This window comes from Arthrobacter sp. AFG20 (assembly GCF_002892795.1).
GTDB lineage: Bacteria > Actinomycetota > Actinomycetes > Actinomycetales > Micrococcaceae > Arthrobacter.
Genome location: NZ_PJMC01000002.1, coordinates 192,977 through 216,124 on the forward strand (window position 1 = coordinate 192,977; position 23,148 = coordinate 216,124).

Genomic DNA, 23,148 nt, shown 5'->3' on the forward strand with positions numbered 1-23,148 from the left:
GACGTGGAGAAGCGGAGAGCCGTGAGCCGTGTTTCAGCTGTATCGATCGTCGAGGCGATCGCCTCGGACATCCGGGCCCGGGTCTTTTCGGGCGAGCTGCCGGCACTGCATGCGCTGACGGAGACCGAGGTCGCATCCTCCTACGACGTTGCCCGGCCCACGGCCAAGGCCGCGATCGAGAAGCTTGTGGCGGAAGGGCTGCTGGTCAGGGGAGTGCACAAGACCGCCCGCGTGGCCGACCTCGGTCCGGAGTCCGTGCGCGACATCTACCTTGCCCGGGCTTATCTGGAGAGCGAAGTGCTCCGGCGGCTGGCATCCAGCCGGACCGTGCCGGACGAAGCCGTGCGGGCCAACAACGACATCGCTGCCCTGAAGACAGGCGCGCCCCTGGACGTGGTGGAACCGGACATGCGGTTCCACACCAGCCTGGTGGACGCCCTGGGCAACCAGCGCATCAGCAAGATGTACCTGTCGCTGGTGGGGGAAGTCCGCCTCTGCATGTCCCGGGTGCAGTCACTGCACCTGCTCGACACAACCCTCATCCAGGCGGAGCACCAGAAGCTCCTCGAACTGATTGCGGCGGGGAAAGGCGACGCCGCGGCGCAGCTCCTGGACGAACACCTCGGACGGGCCCGGGAACGGCTGGTCGCCACCATGGGTGGCGAAGCTGGCCCGGAAGCGGAGCTGCCGTCAAAGCTGACGGGGTAGAGCACCGGGAGCCCGGGCGTCCGGCCCCGAGCGCGCCGGACCCCACGAGCTGAGGAGGGCCAGGCCCGCGGCCATCGCCGCGCTGAGTACCACCGCGCCCAGCCAGGCCGATCATCACCACGGGCAGCCAGGCTGCGGCCACCACCAGCAGGGTGACGATCCCGCGGGCCGGGCGCCGGGCGGCGGAGAGCGTGAAGAGGAACGGGGCGATGATCAGCGCTGTGGTCAGCAGGTAGCTCGCCAGGGTGACGACTACCGGCATCTCCGATTGGTTGCGTCCGGGGCTGCCGAACGGCGTCGGGGTGAACAGGGCCGTCGGTCCCGGCCGCACGAAGGCGGAGACGTAAATGAGGAAGAACGCTCCCAGCCCGGTCATGAGGACGACGGCGAACAGCGCCGCCGGCGTCCACGCAAAGTTTCCGGCGTGGCCGGGTGAGCGGCTGCCCGCGCGGGCGCTGCGGACCGCGGTGCCCAGGATGAGGAAGAGGCTGAAGCCGAGCAGCAGGTGCGTGGGGCTGACCAGGGCGTCCAGCGAGACTTCGATGCCCAGCAGTTCGTGCCACAGCAGGTCCAGGCCGCCGGCGGTGGCGAACAGAACCACACCCACCGCGGTCCCGCGGTAGCCGGGCGGAACGGTCCGCAGCAGCGGCTGTCCGGGCGTCCGGTTACGCCAGATCACGACGGCGGTCCACGCCGCCGTCGCCAGCATGCCGGAGTAGAGGGCCGCGTGCCAGGGGGTGAAGAACGTTTCCAGGCTGGGCAGGTTGATGTGCGCCCACCCGTCGAGGAAGACGGCCAGCACCAGCCACAGGCCGAGGAGTTCGGTGACCAGGTCGCGTCGTGCGTCAGTTCGAGTGTTGCGCGCAGTTTCGAGCATCGTTGTCCACCTCCACGGAATCTATCCGGTTACCGCCGGCGCCGGTGGTGCTGAAGGTGCCGAACCGGGCGCGGCGACCATTGCCACCGTTATGCCGCTGGCGATGCTCCCGGCCTTCAGCGTGATCACTTCGGGCGGGCCGCCCGGCAGGTCGCTGTACCACTGGTCCGATGTGCCGCTGCTGCCGCCGAGGAACTTCACCGTGTACTTGCCCGGCGGCAGCCCTGTCAGTTCGTAATTCCCCTCGACTCGAACGCGGGTTTCCCGGACCAGTGCATGGTTTGCGTCGTAGGCCTGCACACTTACCAGGCTGTACGGCGTGCCGGATGGCGTGAAGATGCCTCCGATAATGGATGCCGGACCCCGGCCAGGGCTCAGGCCGAGGGGTGGAACGTAGACGGGCTTGTCGCGGCAGTTGATTGTTTCCATTTCGTCGAGCTGGGTCATGAGTGCCGCGTATTCGGCAGGATCGACGCTCAGGTTCCAGCGCGTCTTAACCCACACCCATTCCGCGGCGTAGCCGCAGTGGGCTCCGGAGTATGGCGGCCACCAGTGGCCCGGGTCCGACGATCCACGCTCCGCGTTCGTAGCGGCTGTCAGGACTCTCAAAGAAATGCTGTTGGACAGGTCATTGGCGAAGTCGCGGCGCTGCTTCGCGGTCCATGCCCACGCTCCGGAGTACCAGGCCTCTTCCAGCGGGACCATGTGGGCAACATCCACCTCGGCCGGGTCCACCAAAACGGTGACATCCCAGACGGACACCCACTGCGGATAGAGCACGGTGCAGGGCGAGCCGAGAGTATGCTCGCTTGCGCCGCCGATTATTACCCTTTCGCGGGTGGTGCACCCGTCAGGCCCGACCATCGGGTATTCGAAGGCGGACTCATCGAATTCGGGACCTGCCGGTGCCTGCCGGACCAGGCTATTCAGCAGCGCCTTGCCCGTGGTCTGGCCTTCGAAAGGGTACCGGTTCGGCAGGACCACGCTTTGACTGCCGGCCGCAACCGGGAACTGCCCGGCTGGATTGGAAGCCCCGCTGCCGCAGAGCGCCAGAAGACTGGCGGCTACCACTGTTGTGCAGTGCTTCACAGCTTGCTTCATCGCAGTGCCCGACCCTTTGCACGTCATGGTTGTGCCCGGATCCTACTCCGCCACAGCAGGCTGCAACAGACCGCAATTATGGACGCATGGCACGAATTTCACGGAATTTTCACGGCCGTCAATCCCGGCCATCTGCTGACTTTCCGCGGGCCGTTGTCAGTGCATGGAAGTGGGCCTACGCTGTGCGCACGGCCCCCGTTCGGGGGGACCGTTCCAGGACCTGCAGGCGAGGGTGCCAGGCGCGCCCGCGGGTGCCCGTGTCCTGGACATCGCGGAACAGGAAAAGACAATGACCAAGTATTTGTTTGAAGCCAATTACGTGGGTGAGGGAATCAAGGGCCTCATGCGCGAGGGCGGCACGGCGCGGCGTGCCGCGCTGACCGACGCGCTCAATTCCGTGGGCGGCTCACTCGAGAGTTTCTACTACGCCTTCGGGGACACTGACGTCTTGGGCGTCTTCGATGTTCCGGACACTGCCGGCGCCGCAGCCCTGTCACTGATGATCAATTCGTCGGGCAACGTGAACGTGCGGCTGAAGCCGCTCCTGACGCCGGAAGAGATCGACGAAGCGGCTAAGAAGACGCCGTCATACCGGGCGCCTGGTCAGTAAGGCCAGGCCAGTAGGGCCTGCGGCCGGCCCGCCCTATTAGGTGGAAAGCACGACGGCGGAAGGCCGGCGGCGTGGGCAGGTCCTGGACCCGCTGTCAGCGGTTGAGGATCTGCTCGCGCAGGATGTCTGCGTGCCCGCAGTGCTGGGAGAGTTCCCGCAGCATGTGCAGGTACACCCAGCGCAGCGGGAGCGGGCCGCGGCGGTTGCCGCTGACCACGTCGTCGAGCTCCAGCCGCGACGCCGCCCGGCGCGATGCCTCGCAGGCGTCGCGGTGGGCTTCCTGAATGCTGGCGATCGTGTCCCGGTCCTCGAGGATGAACGACTCATCCGGTGTGGCCGGGATGCCGATCTCCGCGCGCGAACGGCACGTGATCGCTTCATCGAACCAGACCTTTTCCACGAAGGTTGCATGCTTGACCAGGCCCAGCAGCGTTGTCCGGGACGGCACCAAGGAGCGGCGTGCCTGCTCCTCGGTCAGCCCGTCGAGGCAGGCGTTGAGCAGGGCGCGGTGCTCGTCGAGGAAGGCGTCGAACTGGGCTCGGAGCGGCTGGCTGAAGACGTCCGGGACGAACGTTGCGGGGAGGGAAGGCATGCAGGCAGTATTCCAAGGGCGAAGTGCGGGAGCAACGACGGCGCGCGGACAATGACCGCGCGCAGCCTCACGCCGCCTCGCGCAGCTCGCCGACGGCCACGGGCTGGACCGCGACCTCCATCGCGACTCAGTGCGCGACGGCGGAGGCGACGTCAGGCGGAAGGCCTGGCCGTGCGCTCGGGGCCGGTCCGCCGTCGTGCTTTTAACCCGCAGCCGTGCTTTTTAGCTGTGCTCTTGAGTTGACGACGGCGGCAGCTGGGCCTGGGGCGTCGCTTTCTGGCACGCCAAAGACAGGGCGGCTGAGCCGCCCTGCCTTTGGTGCGTACGGGTTCATTCCTGCGCCCGGCTTTCGGGCTACCTGTTGCGATGGAGTGCAGGGCCGTCCCGTCCGCTTGCCGGATGTGCATCCGGCAGTCCTGCCTGCCGGTGGTCACCGACGGGCAGCAACCCTTGGGTGTTCCAACCGGGGGTGGATCACATGATGCCGGTGGGTACCAGCAGGGCCCAGGCCAGGGCCGGAGCTGCCAGGACCACGCCGCCGGCGTACATCATGAGCTGCTTGTACACGCGCTGGCGGTCGTTGTCGCGGGCGTTGGCGACGACCAGCGCGCCGTCGGTGGAGAACGGCGAGACGTCCACGACGGTGGCCGCGATGGCGAGTGCCGCGACGGTTCCGGAGGCGCTCAGCGAACTGGTGGCCAGCAGCGGACCGGCCATGGGGATGAACGCTGTGAGCAGAGCGGTAGAGGAGGCGAAGGCGGATCCGACGCCGATGACGTAGCAAAGGACGAGGGCGATCAGGAGCGGGGCGCCAAGTGCGAGGGCCTGCTCGGCGAGGGTGTCGATGACGCCGACGTGCTGGAGCAGGGAGACGTAGGTGATCATGCCTGCCACCAGCAGGACGGTGGACCAGGAGATGCCGCTGATGAAGGTTTTGTGTTCCTTGATGTTCACGAAGGCCAGGAGGAGTCCGGCGGAGAGGGCGACGAACCCGATGGGCATGTGGAAGCCGAGGGTGCAGACGAGAATCGCGGCGATCAGTGCCAGCGTGAAGATCTGCTGGCCGTGCGGACGTCCGGTGCGGGGCGTATCGAGGCCTGCGTATTCGTTGGCGTGCTTGTCGCGCAGCTTGCCGAGGAGGGCGAACAGCACGATGGTCAGGGCCGAAAGGATGAGGTTGAGGGCGAAGCTTGCCGTGAACAGCGCGCCCTGCTCGATGGGGAAGCCGTTTTTCACGGAGATGTCGTGCACCAGCACGCCGGCGACGGACAGCGGGGAGAAGCCGCCGGCGTGGGCTCCGTTGATGACGAATGCGCCCATGAGGACCGGGTGGATGCGTGACTCGTAGGCGAGTCCGAGGGCTGCCGGTGCCAGCAGTGCGACGGCGGCGGGGGAGAAGGTGCCCAGTGCCGTCAGTGCGGCAGCCAGGAGGAAGAACACCCACGGCAGGAGCATTGTCTTGCCCCTGACCAGGCGGACGCAGGTCTGGACGATGATGTCGATGGACCCGTTCCGCTGGGCCATGCTGAAGAAGTAGGTGACGCCGATGATCGTCAGGACGATGCTGGCCGGGAAGTCCTCAAGGATCTCCTTATCGCTCATGCCGAGTATGAAATACCCGACGCCGAAGGAGGCAACCAGCCCCATCACACCGATGTTCAGCGGCCATTTGGTGGCGACGACGAACATCACGACGAGGATGACGAGCGGGATGATCTGGGTGGCTGTCATGGTCGGCTCCGATTCCGAGGCGGCCGCGGGGTTGAACATGACACCCCCGAACAGGAGGGCGGCCAGACCCAGAATAGCGGTGGCGACTACCGTCATCAGCAGGATACGGCGGCGACGGTTGGGACGCTGGGAGCGGTCCTCGCGGGTGTCGGTGTCCAGGAGTGCTGTTTGTTCTTCAGTCTTAATCATGATGCTCTCTCCTCGTTGAGTGGCGCTGGTCAGTTGGTGGCGCTGGCGAAGGAGGCGTCGACGGCGCTGCCGAGGGCCTCGGGGAGGTGGATGGTGGTGGTCGCAATGGTGCGGGCGGTCCGGTCGACGCCGACGAGCAGCGATCCGTCCCGTTCCTCGCTCCAGGTTTCGATCACGCCGGCAGGCGTCCGCAGCCGGAGCGTGGGGCGAACGGTGCTGCCCGTGATGTCGTTAAGCACGGTGCCCGGGGTGCGGGCGGCGAGGGTCAGTGCGATGCTGCCGGTGATGGCGAGCGCCGGGTGGGGCTTGCCCATCGAGAGCATCATGACGCTGACGTCGCTTTCCGAGTCTGCCTGGGCCGGTGAAGCTGCGATTGCCACCTTGGGGACGGCCCGGGCCGCTTCGCTGGTGGTCGCTGCGAGCCCCATGCGCACTGCTGCCTGACGACGGATGTGTTCCAGCGTCTCCAGCTGCAGCTCTACCCCGGCGGACCAGCTGTCGTAGCGCTCCGGGTCAAGGCCCAGGTCCTCGGCGCGGAGAATGACTACCGGTGCTCCGGCGTCGACCATGGAGACCGTCCAGCGGGTTCCGCCGGCGGTGATCGTGTCGGTCGCTGCACCGGTGGGCAGGAGACTTCCGGTGGTCTTGCCGGCAGGGTCCTGGAAGCCGAGGCCCACCCGGTATCCGGGGAACGGTACACCCGGCATCTGCGCCTGCGGGACGATTGGCAGGGCACCGGACGGCGTGGAAACCCGCTGGATGATGATCTGGCCGGTGTTGGTGTTGCGGGTGACGATCCGCGTGACGTCGCCGGTGGGCACGACCCAGCCCTTTTCGATGGCGTAAAGGCCGACCACTGCTGAGCAGTTGCCGCAGTTGCTGCCCCAGTCAACGGCGGCCTCTTCGATGCCCACCTGGGCGAAGGTGAACTCGACATCAACGTCATCGTCTGCGGGGCGGTGAAGGATCATCGCTTTGCTGGTGGTGGAGGTCGCCCCTCCAACGCCGTCGATCTGCCGGTGGTCCGGGCTGCCGAACAGCCGGGGAAGCAGCACATCCGGGCTGGTTCCCGTCTCGCCCAGCTGTCCGGTTTCGAAGACCCAGCACTTGCTGGTGCCTCCGCGCATCCACTCCGCTTCGATCTTCATGATCCCGTTCCTTGCTTCTCTACCGCCCCGAAGTGTTCGGAGCCTTGATTTGAGATTGAGCCAGATCACAAATGAAGACAATGTTGGATTTCTGTTGGTCCATGTACTGTTCCTTCATTCATTGAGTTCCCGAGGCTGGAGACTCAGTGAAAACGCCCTTTGGTGGCCTGACTGAGCCCCCAGTTCCGGCGAAACAAGGGCGGGCTGCATAGAATGAACCATTGGAGGAGAAGGGTGAAGAAGTGGTTAACGATGAAGCCCAAGATTTATTCGACATCCGGCGGCTGGCCCTGCTGGTGGAGGTCGTCGAGCAGGGATCGATCACTGCTGCGGCCGAGCTGATGCTGTACACGCCCTCAGCGGTCTCCCAGCAGCTGCGGAAGCTTGAGCAGGAAGTGGGGCAGCCTCTGCTTAACCGCCGTTCCCGTGGGGTGGTCCCCACGGAGGCGGGCCAGGTGCTCGCCGGCCACGCCCGCAAGATCGTCGGGCAGATGCGGGCCGCCCAGTCCGACCTGGACCAAATCGCCGGACTCAAACGCGGTTCCCTGACCGTGGGAACGTTTCCGACTCTCGCCGGCTCATTCATGCCGGTTGTCATCCGGGCCTTCAAGAAGAGGTACCCGGCGATTGGCCTCTCCCTGCGAAGCGCGCGCTTCGAGGAGCTTGTTGCTGACCTGCAGTCGGGAGTCACCGGGCTGTGCCTGCTTTGGGACTACCCCTGGAACCGCTTTCATGATGATTCCATCCGGATCACGGAGGTCTTCCAGGAAAGCACCGTGCTTCTGGTGTCCCGCGGGCACCCTCTCGCCGACCGGGAAGAGATCCGCATGGAAGAGCTCCGGAAGGAATCGTGGATCGTGCGGGCCGAGGCCCATCCCGTGGTAGAGGTGCTGCAGCGCTCAGCCCATGCCGCGGGGTTCGAGCCAACCATTGGCTTCCTGGCCAACGACTACCAGGAGGCCCAGGCGATGGTGAGCGTCGGGATGGGCGTGGCCATGGTGCCCAAGACCGCTGTGGCCCTGCAGCACCCTGACGTCCGGGTCATCAGTTTGGGCTCGGCGGCACCCCTGCGGCGGGTACTGCTGGCCCAGCGCCAGGACAAGGTCTACGCCCCGGCCGAGGTTGCTTTCCACTCCACTCTGCTCGAAATCGCGCGCGAACATGCCGGGGACTATCTGTAGCGGCGACGGCGGTCAGCTCAGCTGCCGCTTGAGTTGCTCAAGCTCATCCCTAAGCTGGTCCACGGTGGCGGTGTATCTCTCGAACTCAGCCCTCCGGCGCCTGGCCGTGGCGTAACTGATGCCGGCGGCGAGAATGGCGAGCGGGAACGCCACCAACAGCGCCCACCCGGATGTGGCAAGGAAGTCCAGCGCTACGGGAAGTGCCTGCTTGAAGGCGAGGAAGTCGTTGACCCCGCCGACCACTCCGTTTAGGGCGGAATCCAGCGGGCCCAGAAACTGGCCCACCATGGGCGTGCCGGAGAAGGACGGAGCGGTGAGCGGTGGCTGGCCCCCGGTGGACCAGCGCGGATCAGAGAAGTGACTGAGGACGTAGATCCCGAAACCCGCATTGATGGTGGCGAATAGCAAGACGGAACCAAGCGCAGTCCAGTGAAGACGGCGGGGACGCCAGAGGCCGGCTACAAGCGCGAAGATGCCGCCGGCAACCCAGGAAAAGGTGCGGAGGTCGTCGCGGCTCATGCTGCCCAGTAGATCCAGGGGAATCGCCGCCTCTTACAGTTGGGCCATGCTTGTTCAGGTCGCAAGCGAGCCTATCTCAACCTCCGGCATGCCGCGGTGCCGCCGTTGATGCCCACAGAAAAAGAGGAGACCGCCCCCAAGGGCAGGTTTCCTGCCTAAGGGGACGGCCGCCGTCGTTAGTTTTCTAACCGTAAGTGGCGCTACGGAGTGGCGCTTCGCCTCGTAGTCCTATCCATCACATCCCGGCCGAGCCACAAGCCCAAGCCGATCATGGCGACGCCGAGGATCAGGTGCAGCCAGTTATCGGCGGTGTTGAACGGGACAAAGTTTGCTGCCCCTTGCATGTCGATGACCAGGCCGTAGATCCACAGCAGCACGTACACGATGCCGCCGCCAAGCAGGAAGTTCCGGGCCATCCGGTCCGAGCGGGCCATTGCAATGCCCGCCACGCCGAACAGCAGATGGACGATGTTGTGCAGCACCGACACCTGGAACACGCCAAGCAGCATGGCACCGGAGTCATGCCCGGCAAAACTCATGGCGCCGTAGTTTGTGGTGATGCCCGGGATGAACCCGAGGACGCCAACCAGCAGAAATACCGCACCCAGAGCCATGGCGGTGTTGTGAAGGGACAACCCCATAGCGTGGTGGTGGGTGGGGTGTGAAGCGGTAGTCATTAGTCTCCCTTTCACGCTGGGTACCGGCTCTTCAGGTGGAGAACCGGCCTCGCGGCAGGAGTCGCAGGAAACCTGCCGACGTCCACAGCCTACTCCTGAAACCGCGCGTGGGCAGGCTTCCCTCACCCCCATCCTTGGGGTGAGCCACGCAGGTACTTCAAGGTTTTTCCAAGGGCGCATGGAAGAATCCTTTATCTCCCGGTGGCCCCGCGGTCATCGCACTCCTTGAACTGTGGCGGTGCCTTGTTCTCCGCCAGGTGCATTCGCATCCGTCTGCACCTCATGCGACTCTCGCGCCATCCTCGCCGCCACTCTGGTTTGCTGACCGCGCTGCACAGTTCCACACCACACCGTCGTCGCCGCCGGAATGCGGCATCAAGAAAATTGGGGCCAGACATGACACTGAAATCGAGGTTTGCTGCCGTGCTGACGGCGGCCGGACTGCTTGCCGGGCTACTTGTGGGGCTCGCCGCTCCGGTGGCGAATGCGGCGGTAGTGCCGGTGAGCGCAACGGTCGAGACTGCCCCCATACACGGATCTGGGGATGCCGCGGACGACCCCGCCATCTGGATCCACCCCACCGACCCGTCGAGGAGCACCATCATCGGCACGGACAAGAGCACGGACGGGCGCGGTCTTGTTGTCTACGACCTGTCGGGACGGGAGCTGTTCTATTACCCCGACGGACGGATGAACAATGTCGATGTCCGCTACAACTTCCCCCTCGGCAGCAGCCGCGTCGGCCTGGTCGGTGTCACGAACCGGGTCCGCAGCCTCGACTTCTACAAAGTCAACGAGTCGGACCGCTCGCTGACGAAGGTCGGCAGCTTCGCCCCCACTGCCAACATCGCCACGCCGCGCGGGTTCTCCTTCTACCACTCCCCGGACACCGGCAAGTACTTCGCCTATGTCACCGACATCGGCAAGGTCGAACAGTGGGAACTTGACGGCTCCACCGGATCAGTGACCGGCCGGCTCGTGCGCAGCTGGACGGTGAGCGGCCCGGCCCACACCGAGGGCCTGGTGGCCGACGACGAGATGAAGCGGCTCTACATTGCGCAGGAGGATATCGGCGGAATCTGGCGCTACGGCGCCGAGCCCGGGGACTCGACCGTCGGGACGAAAGTCGTCAGCACAACCGAGGTTGGCGGCGACATCGTCCAGGACATCAAGGGCATCAGCATCTACTACGGCAGCGGTGGAGCCGGTTACCTGCTGGCCGCAAGCCAGGGCTCCAACCGCTTCCACGTCTATACCCGCGACGACAACCGGCCGCTGGGAGCTTTCAACATCCCGGCCGGGAACGGGATCGATGCTGTCACCGGCATGGACGGGATAGATGTGACCAACTTCGGCGTCGGCGGGCCCTTCCCCCAGGGCTTCTTCGTCACGCAGGACACCGCCAACGACACCGGGAGGCAAAACTTCAAGGCGGTGCCGTGGCAGTCCATCGCTGGCGCCTACGCACCGGCTTTGCTCGTCGATGCGGCCTATGACCCGCGCAAGATCGGGGCGGGGCCCGGTACCCCGGCTCCGCCTGAAACCACGATCACAAGCCAGCCGGCCAACCCGACGACCTCGACATCGGCCCAGTTCACCTTCACCTCGACGTCAGCCAGTGCGACCTTCGCGTGCTCGCTCGACTCGGCAGCATTCGTCAGCTGCACGAGTCCGGCGTCGTACACGGGACTGTCCGCCGGCGCGCACACCTTCCAAGTTCGTGCCTCCGACCAGAACGGCGTTGACCCGACCCCCGCCAGCTTCACATGGACCGTGGACACGACGCCCCCGGGCGGGGACACCACGCCTCCGGACACGACCATCACGTCGGGACCGGCACCGACGACGACGTCGACCACAGCCTCGTTCGCATTCACCTCAAACGAAGCCAATTCGACGTTCCAGTGCAGCCTGGACGGTGCGGCGCGCGCCGCCTGCACCTCGCCTCAGACCTACACCGGGCTGGCGGCCGGATCCCACACATTTTCCGTCTGGGCCACCGACGCGGCCGGCAACACGGATGCGACAGCGGCGACGCGGACCTGGAGTATCAGCACCGGCGGCACAGGCAGCACCATCGTCCGGGAGTCGGTAAGCCAAGCCACGAACACGACGGCGGGCACCACGCTCACGATCCCCAAACCGGCCAATGTGGTCCAAGGCGACCTGCTGGTCAGCTGCGTTGCCCTGAACGGCGGCACCATCGGCACGACAGGTGCCCCGGCCGGTTGGACGCGGCTGGCGGCAGTGACTACCATCGCAAACCCGAAAGTCTACGGCTTCTACAAGGTGGCCACCGCGTCCGAACCGGCGAGCTATGCCTGGACGACAACCTCGACGACGAGCGGAGGCGGCATCGGCAGGTACTCCGGAGCTTCGGGGCTGGACGCCGCCGCCACATCCGCGACGGGCGCGGCAGCCTCCGCGGGTACCGTACCCGCGGTGACCACCACCACCGCGAACGCGATGCTCATCGGCTGCATGAGCGTCAACTCCAGCTCGGCCACCCTTACTTCGCCGGCCGGGATGGCGCAGGCAGTCGAGACCGGCGCACGCCGCTTCGAGCTTGCCGACGGAATCCAGGCGGCCGCGGGACCAAGCGGGGCGAAGAGGTGGACCTTCAGCTCCGCCCGCGAGTGGGCCGGCTGGCTGGTTGCGCTTCGGCCGAAGACCCCGTAAGCCGGCAGGATCAGCCGGCGGCAGCACCGCCGTCGGCCAGGCCCATGAACATGGTCCGGTGCAGGACATCCACGTGCTTGCGGGAGATCTCGACGGCGTCCTGAACGTCGCCCGCCCGCAGGGCCGCCACCAGGGCGACGTGGTCGCAGTTCGACTTGTGCAACAACTCGATGGGGTACGGGATGAAGTAGGCGTAGAGCTCGGCCAGTGTCTCGTGATAAATCCCGACGGCGCTCCCCAGGCCTGACGCTGTGCCCACCAGCTGGTGGAACTGCTCGTCTGCCTGGTGGTACGCAGACCAGTCCGTGGAGGCGGCCATGTTCCGGGTCAGCCGCTCGAGCTCGTCGAGCTGTTCGGCCGTGGCGTTGACGGCCGCGTAGTGTGTCACCGCGCATTCAAAGAGCAGCCGCCGGTCCACCAGCCGGTTCACGGCCTGGGACTCTGCCGGTGATGCAGTCAATTCGGCCAGAACCTGACGGGGCGGCTCGTCCGCCACGAAGGTCCCGCCGGCCCGGCCGCGACGGCGGACCACCACACCCTGGTCCGCAAGGCTCGCCAGCGCCCGGCGGGCAGTGATTGGGCTGACGGACAGGCCAAGCGCCACGTCCTCCTGGTCCGGCAGGCGCTCGCCGGGCTTCAGCAGCCCCAGTGAAATGGCCATGCCGATGCGCAGCCGCACGGCGTCGATGGCGCTGCGGCGGTCGATGCCGGCCAGCGCTCCGGCACCGATGCGCGAGGCGCCGGTACTCGAGGCGCCGGCGGGAGAGGCGGTGTCCTCCAACTGACGGGTCATATCCGCTACTTTACGGCCCATCCGCAGCCCCTTCCCATTATTGGATCATTCTGATCTAATATAGTGCAGATCACACCCCAACGCGGAGACAAACCCATGCAACGCATCCTTCCCCTCATTGCCGCCCAGGCCGCGCCCCGGCTCATCGGCGACCCCGTTTCGGCCTTCGCGGACGAGGTCAAAGCCGCCCTCGAAACCAAACCGGACAGCAAACTCGTGGTCTTCCCGGAGCTCCACCTCTTCGGCGATGGGAGCCCGGACCGGCAGCGCACCGAGGCCCTGCAGGACTCCGCCGAGCCGCTGGACGGGTCCCGCGTCAAGGAACTGAAGCAGCTCGCCGCGGACCTGGGCATCTGGCTGGTGCCGGGCAGCGTCTGCGAGCGCGGCCCGGAAGGCCAGCTGTTCAACACGCAGCTGGTGCTGTCCCCGGAGGGGGAGCTGGCCGGCTACTACCGGAAGATCTTCCCCTGGCGGCCGTTCGAGCCATACGACCCCGGCGACCGGTTCACCACCGTGGACCTGGCCGGCATCGGCCGGGTGGGCCTGAACATCTGCTACGACGCCTGGTACCCCGAGGTCTCCCGCCAGCTGGCCTGGATGGGCGCCGAGGTGATCCTCAACGTCGTCAAGACCACCACACCGGACCGCCGGCAGGAATTGGTGCTGGCCAAGGCGAATGCCATCGTGAACCAGGTGTTCGTGGTCAGCGTCAACTGCGCCGGCCCCGCCGGTCAGGGAAAGAGCATCATCGTCGACCCCGAGGGCAACACCATCGCAGAAGCCGGGGACGACGCCCCGGTGCTGCTGGCAGCGGACCTGGACCTGGCCGCCGTCGGGCACGTCCGGACCCACGGCACGGAGAACCTCAACCGTCCCTGGTCCCAGTTCCGGGACGGCGAGGCCGCCGTCGAACTGCCCGTCTACCAGGGCCGGATCAATCCGCTGACCTGGACGCCCCCGTCCTTCAATGCCTAAGGAAAACCACATGACCACACCAACCCTGACCCGCACGCTGAAGCTGCCCTCGCTGGTGCTGTTCGGCCTGGCGTACCTGACCCCGCTGATCGTCCTGGCCATCTTCGGCCTCATCGCCGAGACCACGGGCGGGGCGGCGCCGTCGGCCTACCTCGTGGCGATGGTGGCCATGCTGTTCACGGCGCACAGCTACGGGCGGATGGCGGTCGCCTATCCGGTGGCCGGCTCCGCGTACACGTACGTGCGCCGGTCCATCGATCCCCGGGTGGGCTTCCTGGTGGGCTGGGCGATCCTGCTGGACTACCTGTTCCTGCCTATGGTCATCTGGCTGATCGGCTCCTCCTACCTGAGCGCGCAGTTCCCGAGCGTCCCGATGTGGCTGTGGATTGTGGGGTTCATCCTCATCACCACGGTCCTGAACATCCTGGGCATCAAGGTGGCGGACAAGGCGAACTATGTGCTGATGGCGTTCCAGCTGCTGGTGATCGTGTTCTTCGTGGTGCTGGCCGTCGGCAACGTGGTGTCCGCTTCCGGCGCCGGCGGCCTCGCCAGCACGGAGCCGTTCTTCAACGGCACGTCCAGCTTCGCCACCATCTCCGCGGGCGCGGCCATCGCGGCGTACTCGTTCCTCGGGTTCGACGCCGTCACCACCCTCACCGAGGAGACCGTGGACCCGCGCCGGAACGTGCCCCGCGCCATCATGCTCATCGCACTGATCGGCGGCGGCATCTTCGTGGCCGTCTCCTACGTCACCCAGCTGGTGCACCCGGGCGGCGTGTTCGAGGACTCGGCCTCCGCGGCCAGCGCCATCGCGCTGCAGATCGGCGGGCAGGTCTTCGGGGCGGTGTTCCTCGCCGGGCTGGTGGTGGCGCAGTTCGCCTCCGGGCTCGCCGCGCAGGCCAGCGCCTCCCGGCTGATCTACGCCATGGGCCGCGACTCGGTGCTGCCCAAGGCGGTGTTCGGCCGGCTCAGCGCGAAGTTCCACACGCCCGTGGTGAACCTGGTGGTCACCGGCATCGTCGGCCTGATTGCGATCTTCCTGGACGTGGCCACCTCGACGTCGTTCATCAACTTCGGTGCGTTCACCGCCTTCACGCTGGTCAATGCCTCCGTGGTGTTCCACTACGTGCGCCGGCGCCGTGCGGGGGAGCAGCTGAACGCGATCTCGTATGTGGTGGTCCCGGCGGTGGGCGCCATCGTCTGCGCCTACCTGCTCTCCCAGCTGGACAGCAACGCCATTACGCTGGGATTGTCCTGGCTGGCGCTCGGCATCGTGGTCCTGGCGCTGATCACGCGCGGCTTCCGCGCCGCGCCGCCGGAAATGACGACGACGGAGAAGGCCACCGTGGAGGCCGCCGCCTAGGTTCTCTGCTGGATTACGGGACGGAAGGAACGGGAGTGAGGATAGCGCTCGGGCAGCTGGAGTCCGGCACGGACATCGCGGCGAACCTGGCCGCCATCGACCGGTTCGCCGCGGCGGCGGCAGGCGACGGCGCCACGCTGGTGGCCTTCCCGGAGTACGCCACGTACGAGAAGAAGATCGTGGACGCGTCGTTCCCGGCGGTGGCCGAGCCGCTGGACGGCCCCGTCTGCCGGGAACTCGCGGTCACTGCGGCCCGCCACGGCATCACGCTCGTGGCGGGCGTGGTGGAAACGTCGGAGGAGCCGGGCAAGGCGTACAACACGCTGGTGGCCTTTGGCCCTTCCGGTGCACGGCTGGCCGTGTACCGGAAGCTCCACCTGTTCGACGCGCAGGGCTTCGGGGAGTCGACGTACATCAAGCCCGGCCCGTCCACCCGTCCCGTGGTGTTCGAATCCGGGGGAACGGTGTTCGGCCTGATGACCTGCTACGATCTGCGCTTCCCGGAGCTGGCCCGGTCCCTGGCCGACGCCGGCGCCCAGGTGCTGCTGGTCTGTTCGTCCTGGGTGCCCGGCACGCATAAGACGGAGCAGTGGCTGGCGCTGAACGCCGCCCGCGCCATCGAGAACAGCGTGTACGTGGCCGGCGTCTGCCAGGCCCCGCCGGTGTCGGTCGGGCGCAGCTTGCTGGTGGATCCGATGGGGTATGTCGAGGCGGATCTCGGGCTTGAGCCTGGCGTGCGGGCGGTGGATGTTTCGCTTAATACGGTGGCGCGGGTGCGGGAGCAGTTCCCCATGTTCCGGCAGCGGCGGCTTGGGTAGAGCGGACGCATGATTCCTCGGTGAACCGGCACCTAGAAACCGGTCTTGAAAAGGACCCCTGCCTTCCCGACTGCTCCTGACAGACTGTGGAAGACAGGGCCCTTTAATTGACACCTGGGGAGGGAACTAGACCTTCCGCCCGGATCGGTGGCGGAGGTGCTGGACGGCGCTGAGAACTAGGGCCGCGGCCAGGACCGCGTAGAGGGTGGCGGTGATGGGGCTGCCAACCAGGGTGCCCAAGTCCCCTTCGGAGACCGCCAGGGCGCGGCGGAGTTCGGTTTCCGCCATCGGCCCCAGGATCACTGCTATCAGTACCGGTGCCAACGGGATGTTGTAGCGGCGCATCAGGAAACCGATGAGGCCGATGCCGATTAGCAGCCACAGGTCAAGCACCGAGGAGCTCACCGCGTAGACGCCGAGCATCGAGAAGACCGTGATCCCCGCATAAAGGTAATGCTTGGGGATGCTCAACAGCTTCGCCCAGACGGAGGCAAACGGAATGTTGATCATCACCAGGATCACCAGGCCGATGAACAGTGAGGCCAGCAGCGCCCAGACCAGATTCCCGCTTCGTTCGAAGAGCAGGGGGCCCGGCTGCATGCCGTACTGCTGGAACGCGGCGAGCATGATCGCGGCCGTGGCCGACGTCGGCAGTCCCAGTGCGAGCAGGGCGCCCATTGCGGTGCCGGCGGTGGCATTGGCGGCCGCTTCGGGAGCGGCGAGACCGCGGATGGAACCTGTGGTGCCGAACTCCGGATCGTTCCGCCGCTTGGCCAGCTGCTTTTCGGTGCCGTAGGCCAGGAAAGTGGGTACTTCCGCGCCGCCGGCGGGGATGAGTCCGAACGGGGCGCCGAAGGCGGTGCCGCGGAGCCATGCGGGCAGGGCTTTTCTGAAGTCTGCGAGGTTCAGACGGGCGCGGCCCTTGGTTTCAATACGGCTGACTATCGGGTCACGATGGATGCGGGAGGCGATGTGAAAAACCTCACCGAGTGCCAGGAGCCCGACCGTGATGACGATGACGGAGATCCCGTCGAAGAGCTGGGGCATGCCCAGGGTGAAACGGGCGGTGCCGCTGGGGCCGTCAATGCCGACGAGGGCCAGGGCGAGACCGATTCCGAGGGCCGCGATGCCGCGGATCACGGATTCGGATACGACGGCGGAGATGGCGAGGAACGCGAAAACTGCCAGTGCGAAGTACTCCGCCGGGCCGAAGACGGTGGCCATCTTGACAAGTGTGGGGGCGAAGAAGACCACGAGAGTAGTGGCAATCAAGCCGCCGATGAATGCGCCGATGGCGCAAGTGGCCAGGGCCTTGGCGGCCTGGCCGCTTTTGGCCATGCGGTGGCCCTCGAATGTGGATGCGATGGCGGATGAGTGGCCTGGGGTGTTGAGCAGGATTCCGGAGGTGGAGTCACCGAAGAGGCCGCCGAAGTAGATCCCGGCGAACATGATGAACGCGGCCGTCGGCTCCAGTGAAAACGTCACGGGCAGCAACAGCGCCACCGCCATGGCGGAGCCCAGCCCTGGGACGACGCCCACGGCAGTACCCAGGAGGGCGCCGATCAGCACCCAGAGGAGGTTGATGGGGGTCAGGGCGCTGGTGAAGCCACCCATGAGGAGTTCGAGCTGTTCCATTAGAAGATCACTCCTACGAAGCCGGAGGGCAGACTGAGACCCAGTGCGGCGCCAAAGGCCAGTTGAATGACTGAGGAGAAGAGCAAGCCAACTCCGATGTTGAAGATCGGGCGGCGACTGCCGAGGGCATAGGCGACGAGCCAGAACAGCGATGCTGCGCTGATGATCCAGCCCAATGGTTCCAGCAGCGCGACGAAGGCGACGACGCCCCCCAGCAGCACGCCAACTGTCCGCCAGTCCGAGTACGTCTTCCACGTCTTGGTCGGAGTTTGGGATGGCGCATTGTCATACGCCTCGTCTTCTTCCTGCCCCAAGTGGCCGAGGTCGTGCAGCATGTCTGCCGAGAATTGCCCGTGTCCGGGGTGGATGGAGTTGTCAGGGACCTTCGGTGAGCGAATGATCTGGATGGCCAGCAAGGTGGCCACGAGGTACAGGACGATGCACACGAGGATGGGGAAGAACTGCGGCCCGGGAGCTGATTTGCCCTGCACGTTCATGGTCACGGTGCCGATAGTGAGGAAGACGGCTGCTGCATAGAGCACGGCGACGACAACGAATTCGCTGCGGCCTGTTCCGAAGTGGGGCTTCCGTTTGCCTTGCGGCCCCGTAGCGGCTCCTGCGTCTGCTTGATGCTGGGTGAGGCTCATAGGCCGAGGTCCTTTACGATTTCTTGGGCCGTTGTGACTTCGTGGGTGATGAACTGCTCGAAGTCCTCGCCGGTGGAGAAGGTGTCCGTCCAGCTGTTGCGCTTCAGGGCCTCCTGCCAGTGGGCACTGTCGCGCATCTCGGTGACGATCTTAATGAACTCCGCTTTCGTTTCGTTCGTAGTGCCGGGCGCCGCAACAAACCCCCGCCAGTTGGACATGGCCGCGTCAACACCCTGTTCTTTGAAGGTAGGAACGTCCACCCCGTCCAGTCGCTTCTCCGAAGAGATGGCCAGGGCACGCAAGGTTCCCGCTTCGATCTGGTCGCTGACCTCGTTGTAACCGGACATGCCGGCGGCCGTGGTGTGGGACAGCAGGGAGGTCAGTGCCTCGCCGCCGCCGGAGTAGGCGATGTAGTTCACGTCCTTGGGATCGATCCCGACGGTCTTTGCCACTTTCGCGCTGAGCAGATGGTCAATGGAGCCCAGAGAGCCCCCGCCGATCGACGTTGCGCCGGGGTCCTTCTTCCAGGCTTCCAGGAAGTCAGCAAGTGTTTTGAATTTGGAGTCGGCAGGGACCACAAGAGCTGCATAGTCGTCGGCCAGCCGGGCGATGGGAACAACGTCAGCCATGGACTCCGGGTTGTCGCCGAGTTCGATGGCCCCCACCATCACGCCACCGGTGACCAGGAGAGCATCTTCCCGTCCGGGGGTCTGTACGAACTGGCTCAGACCGATCGTTCCGCCGGCTCCGGGCACGTTGACCACCTGCGGGTTGTTGACGACGCCGCCGCTTTTGAGCGCCTGCTGTCCTTCGCGGGCAAATCCATCCCAGCCACCACCCGGAGCGGCCGGGGCGATCAGGGTGAGCTTGTTCCTGGCCGTACTCGTTCCACCGGCGGTGCCGGCATTGACGAGTGCCAGTGCGGCGACGACGGCCACGACCAGGCCGAATACGGCATTGCGTAGGGGTTTTTTCATGGTTCTCGTTCCGTAACGACATTGTTGGGCGGTGCGAAAGTACGCTGCTGGGCCAAAGCCTCAGTCGTAGCAGCCGTGATACCTGCTTCCGGTATCTGACAGCATACCGTTGTACACAATGAAATACAGTTATACAGGTGATGGCAGTCACCAGCAAGTCTCACTTGCTCCGGAACCTTCTTGCGGAGTTGCATACGCTTGTATACAGTTGCATTCATCAATCCAGTGAAAGGACTTACGGATGTCTATTGGTAACGAAGCCAGGCCCAGGAGCGCGGACAGCGCCGACGTGATTGTGGTGGGCGGCGGAAATGCGGGATTCACCGCAGCGCACGCAGCGGCCGTCCGTGGGCGGAAAGTCATTCTGCTTGAAAAGGGCAGCGAGGACACGGCCGGCGGGAACAGCTTCTACACGGCCGGCGCCACACGCATCGCGCACAGTGGACTCGCTGATCTAGTGGATTGGGTGGAACCGGACGAGCGGCACGGGCGCACAGAGGTCCCGCCCTACTCCGAGGCTGAGTATGCCGCTGACCTTGCCAAGGTCACGGAAGGCCGGAATGACCCGGAACTGACGAAGGTGCTGGTTGAGGAATCCCAGCCCACGCTGCGCTGGCTCAACGGCCTGGGCCTGAAGTACCGCCTGATGTACGAACGCCAAGCCTTCGAACGCCCCGACGGCTCATACCTGTTCTGGGGAGGACTCCATGTCGGGAACGTCGGCGGAGGCGAAGGTCTGATCGAGGACCACACCCGGGTAGCCGCAGAGCTTGGCATAGATGTCCGGTACAGCCACGCGGCGAAAGGCCTCATCGTCGAGGACGGCCGCGTCGTTGGCGTCGTCACGGACTCACCGTTGGGTGAACTGTCATTGCGCGCCGAATCCGTCATCCTCACCGCAGGAGGTTTCGAAGCCGATCCGCACCTGCGCAGGGAACATCTGGGCGAAGGCTGGGAAAACGCCAAGGTCAGGGGAACGCCGAACAACACCGGCGACATGATCGCCGCTGCCCTCGAAATCGGGGCAGCACGAGGAGGCGACTGGGGAACGTGCCACAGTGTTCAGTGGGACGCATTCACCGCCACTAATGAGAGCAACCGTGAACTCACGAACCGCTTGACCCGCCAGAGCTACCCGTTCGGAATCATCGTCAATACCAACGGTGAGCGGTTCCTGGATGAAGGAGCGGACTTCCGGAACTACACCTACGCCAAGTACGGCAAGGAGATCCTGAAACAGCCGGGATCAGTGGCCTACCAAATCTTTGATGCAACCCTCCGCCCCATGCTGCGCACCGAAGAGTACGACATGCCAGGCATATCTGTGGAAGTGGCGGACACTCTCGAAGAACTGGCAGTCAAGATCGGCATCGACCCCGAAAGACTGTCAAAGACTGTCAGTGACTTCAACAACTCGATCGACCGCAGCATCACCTTCGATCCCAATGTCAAAGACGGCCGCGTCGCCGCCACGGAGCCAGTGAAGAGCAACTGGGCAGCACCAATCGAAACCGGGCCGTTCTACGCCTACGGTGTCACTTGCGGGATCACCTTCACGTTCGGGGGCATCAAATCGGACACGCACGGCAGGGTTCTCGACGGCGAAGGAAAGCACATCCAGGGCCTGTATGTGGCGGGTGAAATGCTTGGCGGCCTGTTCAGCGCCAACTACCCGGGCGGTAGCGGGCTTGCTGCCGGATGCGTCTTCGGACGACGGGCAGGAACCCTGGCGTAAAGTTTGCTTCGAACCTGCCGCCCCGGCGGTACGAAACAATGCTCAGCCCCGATTTTTCAAGGACAAGTCAAGTGACGGATACAGCATCAACCCGACGAGCGGATGGCGAAAGCATCTTCCTGACATTGCGGGGCGAAATCCTGTCCGGAGTCCATCAGCCCGGAACAGCTATCCGTGAAACTTCACTTGCTGAACGCTTTGGCGTCTCCCGGACCCCAGTCCGGGAGGCGCTGTCCCGCCTCCAGCATGAGGGTCTCCTTGAGAGGGTGGCGAGAGGGCTCCAGGTCCCTCAGGTAGACCCCCAACAAGTCATCCAGATCTATGACATGCGGATCCTCCTTGAGGAAGAGGCCGCCCGGCAAGCAGCCAAATCCCGCCAATTCCCGGACCTTATGCGTCTTGAAGCGTTGTTGCAGCGCGACAGGCAACTTCAGGACCCGGATGACCACACCAGGATCACCACGAACCTGGAATTCCATGCCGCCATTTGGAGCTGCGCTCACAATACTGTTCTTCAGGACCTGCTGGACCGCCTGTCAACACACCTGATTCACGCACCCCGGTCCACCCTCTCAACAGGAAACCGCTGGGCAGAGTCCCTGGACGAGCACGAGGCCATCGTGCTTGCGATCGAAAAGCAGGACAGCGATAAGGCCGGAAAAATCGCCCGGCAACACATGGAAACAGCGCGGACCCTACGCCTGCAACTCCTCCGGGAAACAGCACTCCAACATCCGCTGACCACCAACAGTTCCCGCCGCTAGTACCTCGGTACCGCAGTCGCCTCGCCCCCTACTCCGACACCGTGCCTTTCGTCGACCGGGATTAGCGCAGCGAGGCCGCCCGAGAACTCAACCGGCACCACCGCGGGACTTCACTGACCGCCGGATCCAGTTTCGGCATGCGACAGCGCTGCCCTGCATTCCATCGCAACAGGCAACCCGAAAGACGGGCGCAGGACAGAGCTATCGCGCTGGAGGCAGGGCGGCCGGAATGCCACCCTGCCTCCTCCCACCCGCACCCGGGGCTAAGGCCGCACGCACCCAGATCGGCCAAGGCAAGGAACTGGAGCAGCAGACTAACGCTGGCTGGCAGGTGGGTGCCCCTGCCGGGAGGCTATGCCGCTTTGATGGGTGTCTTGCCGCCGGATGATGCCGCGGCCAGGTTTTCGCGGGCCAGGAACGCCCAGAGTTCACCGATGGTGCTCATCAGCGGGGCGGGGAAGACGACTGTGGTGTTCTTGTCGACGCCGATTTCGACCAGGGACTGCAGGTTCCTTAGCTGCAGGGCCAGCGGGTGGGCCATCATGGTGTCGGAGGCGTCTCCGAGGGCCGCTGCGGCGATGGCTTCGCCTTCGGCCGCGATGATCTTCGCCCTCTTTTCGCGTTCGGCTTCAGCTTGGCGGGCCATGGCGCGCTTCATGCTTTCGGGCAGCTGGATGTCCTTGAGCTCCACCAAGGTGACTTCGACGCCCCATTCGACGGTGAGCACGTCGAGGATTTCACGGATGTCGACGTTGATCCGTTCGGTCTCGGACAGGGTCTGGTCAAGGGTGTGCCGGCCGACGACTTTCCGCAGGGTCGTCTGGGCGATCTGGTCGATGGCCGCGGCCACGTTTTCGATCGCGACGACGGACTTCACCGCGTCGACCACCCGGTAGTATGCGACCGCTGAGACGTCGACGCTCACGTTGTCCTGGGTGATGATGCCCTGGGACTGGATGGGCATGGTCACGATCCGCAGGCTCACCAGCGGCAGCCGGTCGATGACAGGGATGATCAGCCGCAGGCCGGGATCCCTGACTCCGATGACCCTGCCGAGCCGGAAGAGCACGCCCTTCTCATATTGGCGCACGATCCGGATCGACATTTTCGCAACGATGAGCAGCAGTACGACGAGGACGATGACAACGACAATGGTGGTGGGGTCCATCAGGATCCCCTCCTGGTCTTTTTGAGCCGGACGTGCCGGAGCCGGGTCCGGCGCCGTGACAGTCGTCCTTGCTCTATTTTCCCATGCAAAGGGTGCAAAAGAGGCCCTTGAGTGTATCTGCCGGACGATAGCGAGCTCGTGAGGCGGGCGCCCAGGAGGGCTGACGCCACTGCTGGCCGCGTGGCCTCTCACAGCCTCTTCAAAGGGCCTCCTGTCGCTGCCCTCATGTTCATGGGAAATGATCAATCAGTGGGGCTTTGG

At 65.2% G+C, this 23,148-nt stretch carries 20 protein-coding genes; 9 read left to right on the forward strand and 11 right to left on the reverse strand.

The window, feature by feature from the left end; all coding sequences use genetic code 11:
- The first annotated feature begins 21 nt into the window (after positions 1-21).
- Positions 22-708 (forward strand): GntR family transcriptional regulator, encoded by a 687-nt coding sequence (locus CXZ05_RS02825; RefSeq protein WP_102971103.1) that lies wholly within the window; start codon positions 22-24, stop codon positions 706-708.
- Between the two features lie 898 nt (positions 709-1,606).
- Here the strand turns inward: CXZ05_RS02825 and CXZ05_RS02835 are convergent.
- On the reverse strand, positions 1,607-2,686 hold the full coding sequence (locus CXZ05_RS02835) for a DUF1524 domain-containing protein (RefSeq protein WP_180987240.1): 1,080 nt from the start codon (positions 2,684-2,686) through the stop codon (positions 1,607-1,609).
- 289 nt (positions 2,687-2,975) lie between these two features.
- Here CXZ05_RS02835 and CXZ05_RS02840 point away from each other — a divergent pair, with 289 nt between their 5' ends.
- Positions 2,976-3,296, forward strand: a complete 321-nt coding sequence (locus CXZ05_RS02840) for a GYD domain-containing protein (RefSeq protein WP_102971105.1) — start codon at positions 2,976-2,978, stop codon at positions 3,294-3,296.
- Between the two features lie 94 nt (positions 3,297-3,390).
- On the opposite strand, the gene CXZ05_RS02845 is transcribed toward CXZ05_RS02840, so the two are convergent.
- The 3 genes from CXZ05_RS02845 to CXZ05_RS02855 all read right to left on the reverse strand — a co-directional run bounded on the left by CXZ05_RS02845 (position 3,391) and on the right by CXZ05_RS02855 (position 6,956).
- Positions 3,391-3,888 (reverse strand): DinB family protein, encoded by a 498-nt coding sequence (locus tag CXZ05_RS02845; RefSeq protein WP_102971106.1) that lies wholly within the window; start codon positions 3,886-3,888, stop codon positions 3,391-3,393.
- 474 nt (positions 3,889-4,362) lie between these two features.
- Positions 4,363-5,808, reverse strand: coding sequence for an SLC13 family permease (locus CXZ05_RS02850; RefSeq protein WP_102971107.1), 1,446 nt, complete (start codon positions 5,806-5,808; stop codon positions 4,363-4,365).
- 29 nt (positions 5,809-5,837) lie between these two features.
- Positions 5,838-6,956 carry a PrpF domain-containing protein gene (locus CXZ05_RS02855; RefSeq protein ID WP_102971108.1) on the reverse strand — a complete coding sequence of 373 codons (1,119 nt, stop codon included), beginning with the start codon at positions 6,954-6,956 and terminating at the stop codon, positions 5,838-5,840.
- A gap of 221 nt (positions 6,957-7,177) precedes the next feature.
- On the opposite strand from CXZ05_RS02855, the gene CXZ05_RS02860 reads away from it, so the two are divergent.
- Positions 7,178-8,137, forward strand: coding sequence for a LysR substrate-binding domain-containing protein (locus CXZ05_RS02860; protein WP_374754616.1), 960 nt, complete (start codon positions 7,178-7,180; stop codon positions 8,135-8,137).
- A 12-nt stretch (positions 8,138-8,149) separates the two neighbouring features.
- Here CXZ05_RS02860 and CXZ05_RS02865 read toward each other — a convergent pair whose 3' ends face one another.
- The gene (locus CXZ05_RS02865; protein WP_258006417.1) at positions 8,150-8,656 is read right to left on the reverse strand and encodes a hypothetical protein; all 507 of its coding nucleotides are present in this window, start codon (positions 8,654-8,656) and stop codon (positions 8,150-8,152) included.
- Positions 8,657-8,856: 200 nt separating this feature from the next.
- Positions 8,857-9,333, reverse strand: coding sequence for a DUF4383 domain-containing protein (locus CXZ05_RS02870; protein ID WP_102971110.1), 477 nt, complete (start codon positions 9,331-9,333; stop codon positions 8,857-8,859).
- Between the two features lie 396 nt (positions 9,334-9,729).
- On the opposite strand from CXZ05_RS02870, the gene CXZ05_RS02875 reads away from it, so the two are divergent.
- On the forward strand, positions 9,730-12,012 hold the full coding sequence (locus tag CXZ05_RS02875) for a phytase (RefSeq protein ID WP_180987241.1): 2,283 nt from the start codon (positions 9,730-9,732) through the stop codon (positions 12,010-12,012).
- 10 nt (positions 12,013-12,022) lie between these two features.
- Here the strand turns inward: CXZ05_RS02875 and CXZ05_RS02880 are convergent, their stop codons facing one another.
- Positions 12,023-12,805, reverse strand: a complete 783-nt coding sequence (locus CXZ05_RS02880; protein ID WP_102971112.1) for a FadR/GntR family transcriptional regulator — start codon at positions 12,803-12,805, stop codon at positions 12,023-12,025.
- Between the two features lie 96 nt (positions 12,806-12,901).
- Here CXZ05_RS02880 and CXZ05_RS02885 point away from each other — a divergent pair, with 96 nt between their 5' ends.
- Genes CXZ05_RS02885 through CXZ05_RS02895 form a run of 3 tightly spaced genes read left to right on the forward strand, consistent with a single transcriptional unit; the run spans position 12,902 to position 15,961 of the window.
- Positions 12,902-13,780, forward strand: coding sequence for a carbon-nitrogen hydrolase family protein (locus CXZ05_RS02885; protein WP_102971113.1), 879 nt, complete (start codon positions 12,902-12,904; stop codon positions 13,778-13,780).
- A 10-nt stretch (positions 13,781-13,790) separates the two neighbouring features.
- The gene (locus tag CXZ05_RS02890; protein ID WP_102971114.1) at positions 13,791-15,143 is read left to right on the forward strand and encodes an APC family permease; all 1,353 of its coding nucleotides are present in this window, start codon (positions 13,791-13,793) and stop codon (positions 15,141-15,143) included.
- Positions 15,144-15,178: 35 nt separating this feature from the next.
- Positions 15,179-15,961: a carbon-nitrogen hydrolase family protein gene (locus tag CXZ05_RS02895; RefSeq protein ID WP_102971115.1), complete on the forward strand. Its 783-nt coding sequence runs from the start codon at positions 15,179-15,181 to the stop codon at positions 15,959-15,961.
- 126 nt (positions 15,962-16,087) lie between these two features.
- On the opposite strand, the gene CXZ05_RS02900 is transcribed toward CXZ05_RS02895, so the two are convergent.
- Genes CXZ05_RS02900 through CXZ05_RS02910 form a run of 3 tightly spaced genes read right to left on the reverse strand, consistent with a single transcriptional unit; the run spans position 16,088 to position 19,220 of the window.
- A complete protein-coding gene (locus tag CXZ05_RS02900) occupies positions 16,088-17,596 on the reverse strand; it encodes a tripartite tricarboxylate transporter permease (protein WP_102971116.1) in 1,509 nt (502 codons plus the stop codon).
- Positions 17,596-18,243 (reverse strand): tripartite tricarboxylate transporter TctB family protein, encoded by a 648-nt coding sequence (locus CXZ05_RS02905; RefSeq protein ID WP_102971117.1) that lies wholly within the window; start codon positions 18,241-18,243, stop codon positions 17,596-17,598. Before CXZ05_RS02905 ends, CXZ05_RS02900 begins: the two co-directional genes overlap by 1 nt.
- Positions 18,240-19,220, reverse strand: a complete 981-nt coding sequence (locus tag CXZ05_RS02910) for a tripartite tricarboxylate transporter substrate binding protein (protein ID WP_102971118.1) — start codon at positions 19,218-19,220, stop codon at positions 18,240-18,242. The genes CXZ05_RS02905 and CXZ05_RS02910 overlap by 4 nt, the downstream gene beginning before the upstream one ends.
- 241 nt (positions 19,221-19,461) lie before the next feature.
- Here CXZ05_RS02910 and tcuA point away from each other — a divergent pair, with 241 nt between their 5' ends.
- Positions 19,462-20,955 (forward strand): FAD-dependent tricarballylate dehydrogenase TcuA, encoded by a 1,494-nt coding sequence (gene tcuA, locus CXZ05_RS02915; RefSeq protein ID WP_102971119.1) that lies wholly within the window; start codon positions 19,462-19,464, stop codon positions 20,953-20,955.
- 38 nt (positions 20,956-20,993) lie between these two features.
- Positions 20,994-21,719 carry a GntR family transcriptional regulator gene (locus CXZ05_RS02920; protein WP_180987242.1) on the forward strand — a complete coding sequence of 242 codons (726 nt, stop codon included), beginning with the start codon at positions 20,994-20,996 and terminating at the stop codon, positions 21,717-21,719.
- A gap of 352 nt (positions 21,720-22,071) precedes the next feature.
- Here the strand turns inward: CXZ05_RS02920 and CXZ05_RS02925 are convergent, their stop codons facing one another.
- Positions 22,072-22,887, reverse strand: a complete 816-nt coding sequence (locus CXZ05_RS02925) for a slipin family protein (protein WP_102971121.1) — start codon at positions 22,885-22,887, stop codon at positions 22,072-22,074.
- Between the last annotated feature and the right edge of the window lie 261 nt (positions 22,888-23,148).

Excerpts from the sequence above, each read along its gene's own strand:
- CXZ05_RS02870 (WP_102971110.1), bottom strand. The coding sequence starts at position 9,333 with ATGACTACCGCTTCACACCCCACCCACCACCACGCTATGGGGTTGTCC.
- CXZ05_RS02855 (WP_102971108.1), bottom strand. The coding sequence starts at position 6,956 with ATGAAGATCGAAGCGGAGTGGATGCGCGGAGGCACCAGCAAGTGCTGG.
- CXZ05_RS02885 (WP_102971113.1), top strand. The coding sequence starts at position 12,902 with ATGCAACGCATCCTTCCCCTCATTGCCGCCCAGGCCGCGCCCCGGCTC.
- CXZ05_RS02890 (WP_102971114.1), top strand. The coding sequence starts at position 13,791 with ATGACCACACCAACCCTGACCCGCACGCTGAAGCTGCCCTCGCTGGTG.
- CXZ05_RS02905 (WP_102971117.1), bottom strand. The coding sequence starts at position 18,243 with ATGAGCCTCACCCAGCATCAAGCAGACGCAGGAGCCGCTACGGGGCCG.
- CXZ05_RS02845 (WP_102971106.1), bottom strand. The coding sequence starts at position 3,888 with ATGCCTTCCCTCCCCGCAACGTTCGTCCCGGACGTCTTCAGCCAGCCG.
- CXZ05_RS02850 (WP_102971107.1), bottom strand. The coding sequence starts at position 5,808 with ATGATTAAGACTGAAGAACAAACAGCACTCCTGGACACCGACACCCGC.
- CXZ05_RS02925 (WP_102971121.1), bottom strand. The coding sequence starts at position 22,887 with ATGGACCCCACCACCATTGTCGTTGTCATCGTCCTCGTCGTACTGCTG.
- CXZ05_RS02875 (WP_180987241.1), top strand. The coding sequence starts at position 9,730 with ATGACACTGAAATCGAGGTTTGCTGCCGTGCTGACGGCGGCCGGACTG.
- CXZ05_RS02840 (WP_102971105.1), top strand. The coding sequence starts at position 2,976 with ATGACCAAGTATTTGTTTGAAGCCAATTACGTGGGTGAGGGAATCAAG.
- CXZ05_RS02865 (WP_258006417.1), bottom strand. The coding sequence starts at position 8,656 with ATGAGCCGCGACGACCTCCGCACCTTTTCCTGGGTTGCCGGCGGCATC.
- CXZ05_RS02920 (WP_180987242.1), top strand. The coding sequence starts at position 20,994 with ATGCTCAGCCCCGATTTTTCAAGGACAAGTCAAGTGACGGATACAGCA.
- CXZ05_RS02880 (WP_102971112.1), bottom strand. The coding sequence starts at position 12,805 with ATGACCCGTCAGTTGGAGGACACCGCCTCTCCCGCCGGCGCCTCGAGT.
- tcuA (WP_102971119.1), top strand. The coding sequence starts at position 19,462 with ATGTCTATTGGTAACGAAGCCAGGCCCAGGAGCGCGGACAGCGCCGAC.
- CXZ05_RS02835 (WP_180987240.1), bottom strand. The coding sequence starts at position 2,686 with ATGAAGCAAGCTGTGAAGCACTGCACAACAGTGGTAGCCGCCAGTCTT.
- CXZ05_RS02910 (WP_102971118.1), bottom strand. The coding sequence starts at position 19,220 with ATGAAAAAACCCCTACGCAATGCCGTATTCGGCCTGGTCGTGGCCGTC.
- CXZ05_RS02900 (WP_102971116.1), bottom strand. The coding sequence starts at position 17,596 with ATGGAACAGCTCGAACTCCTCATGGGTGGCTTCACCAGCGCCCTGACC.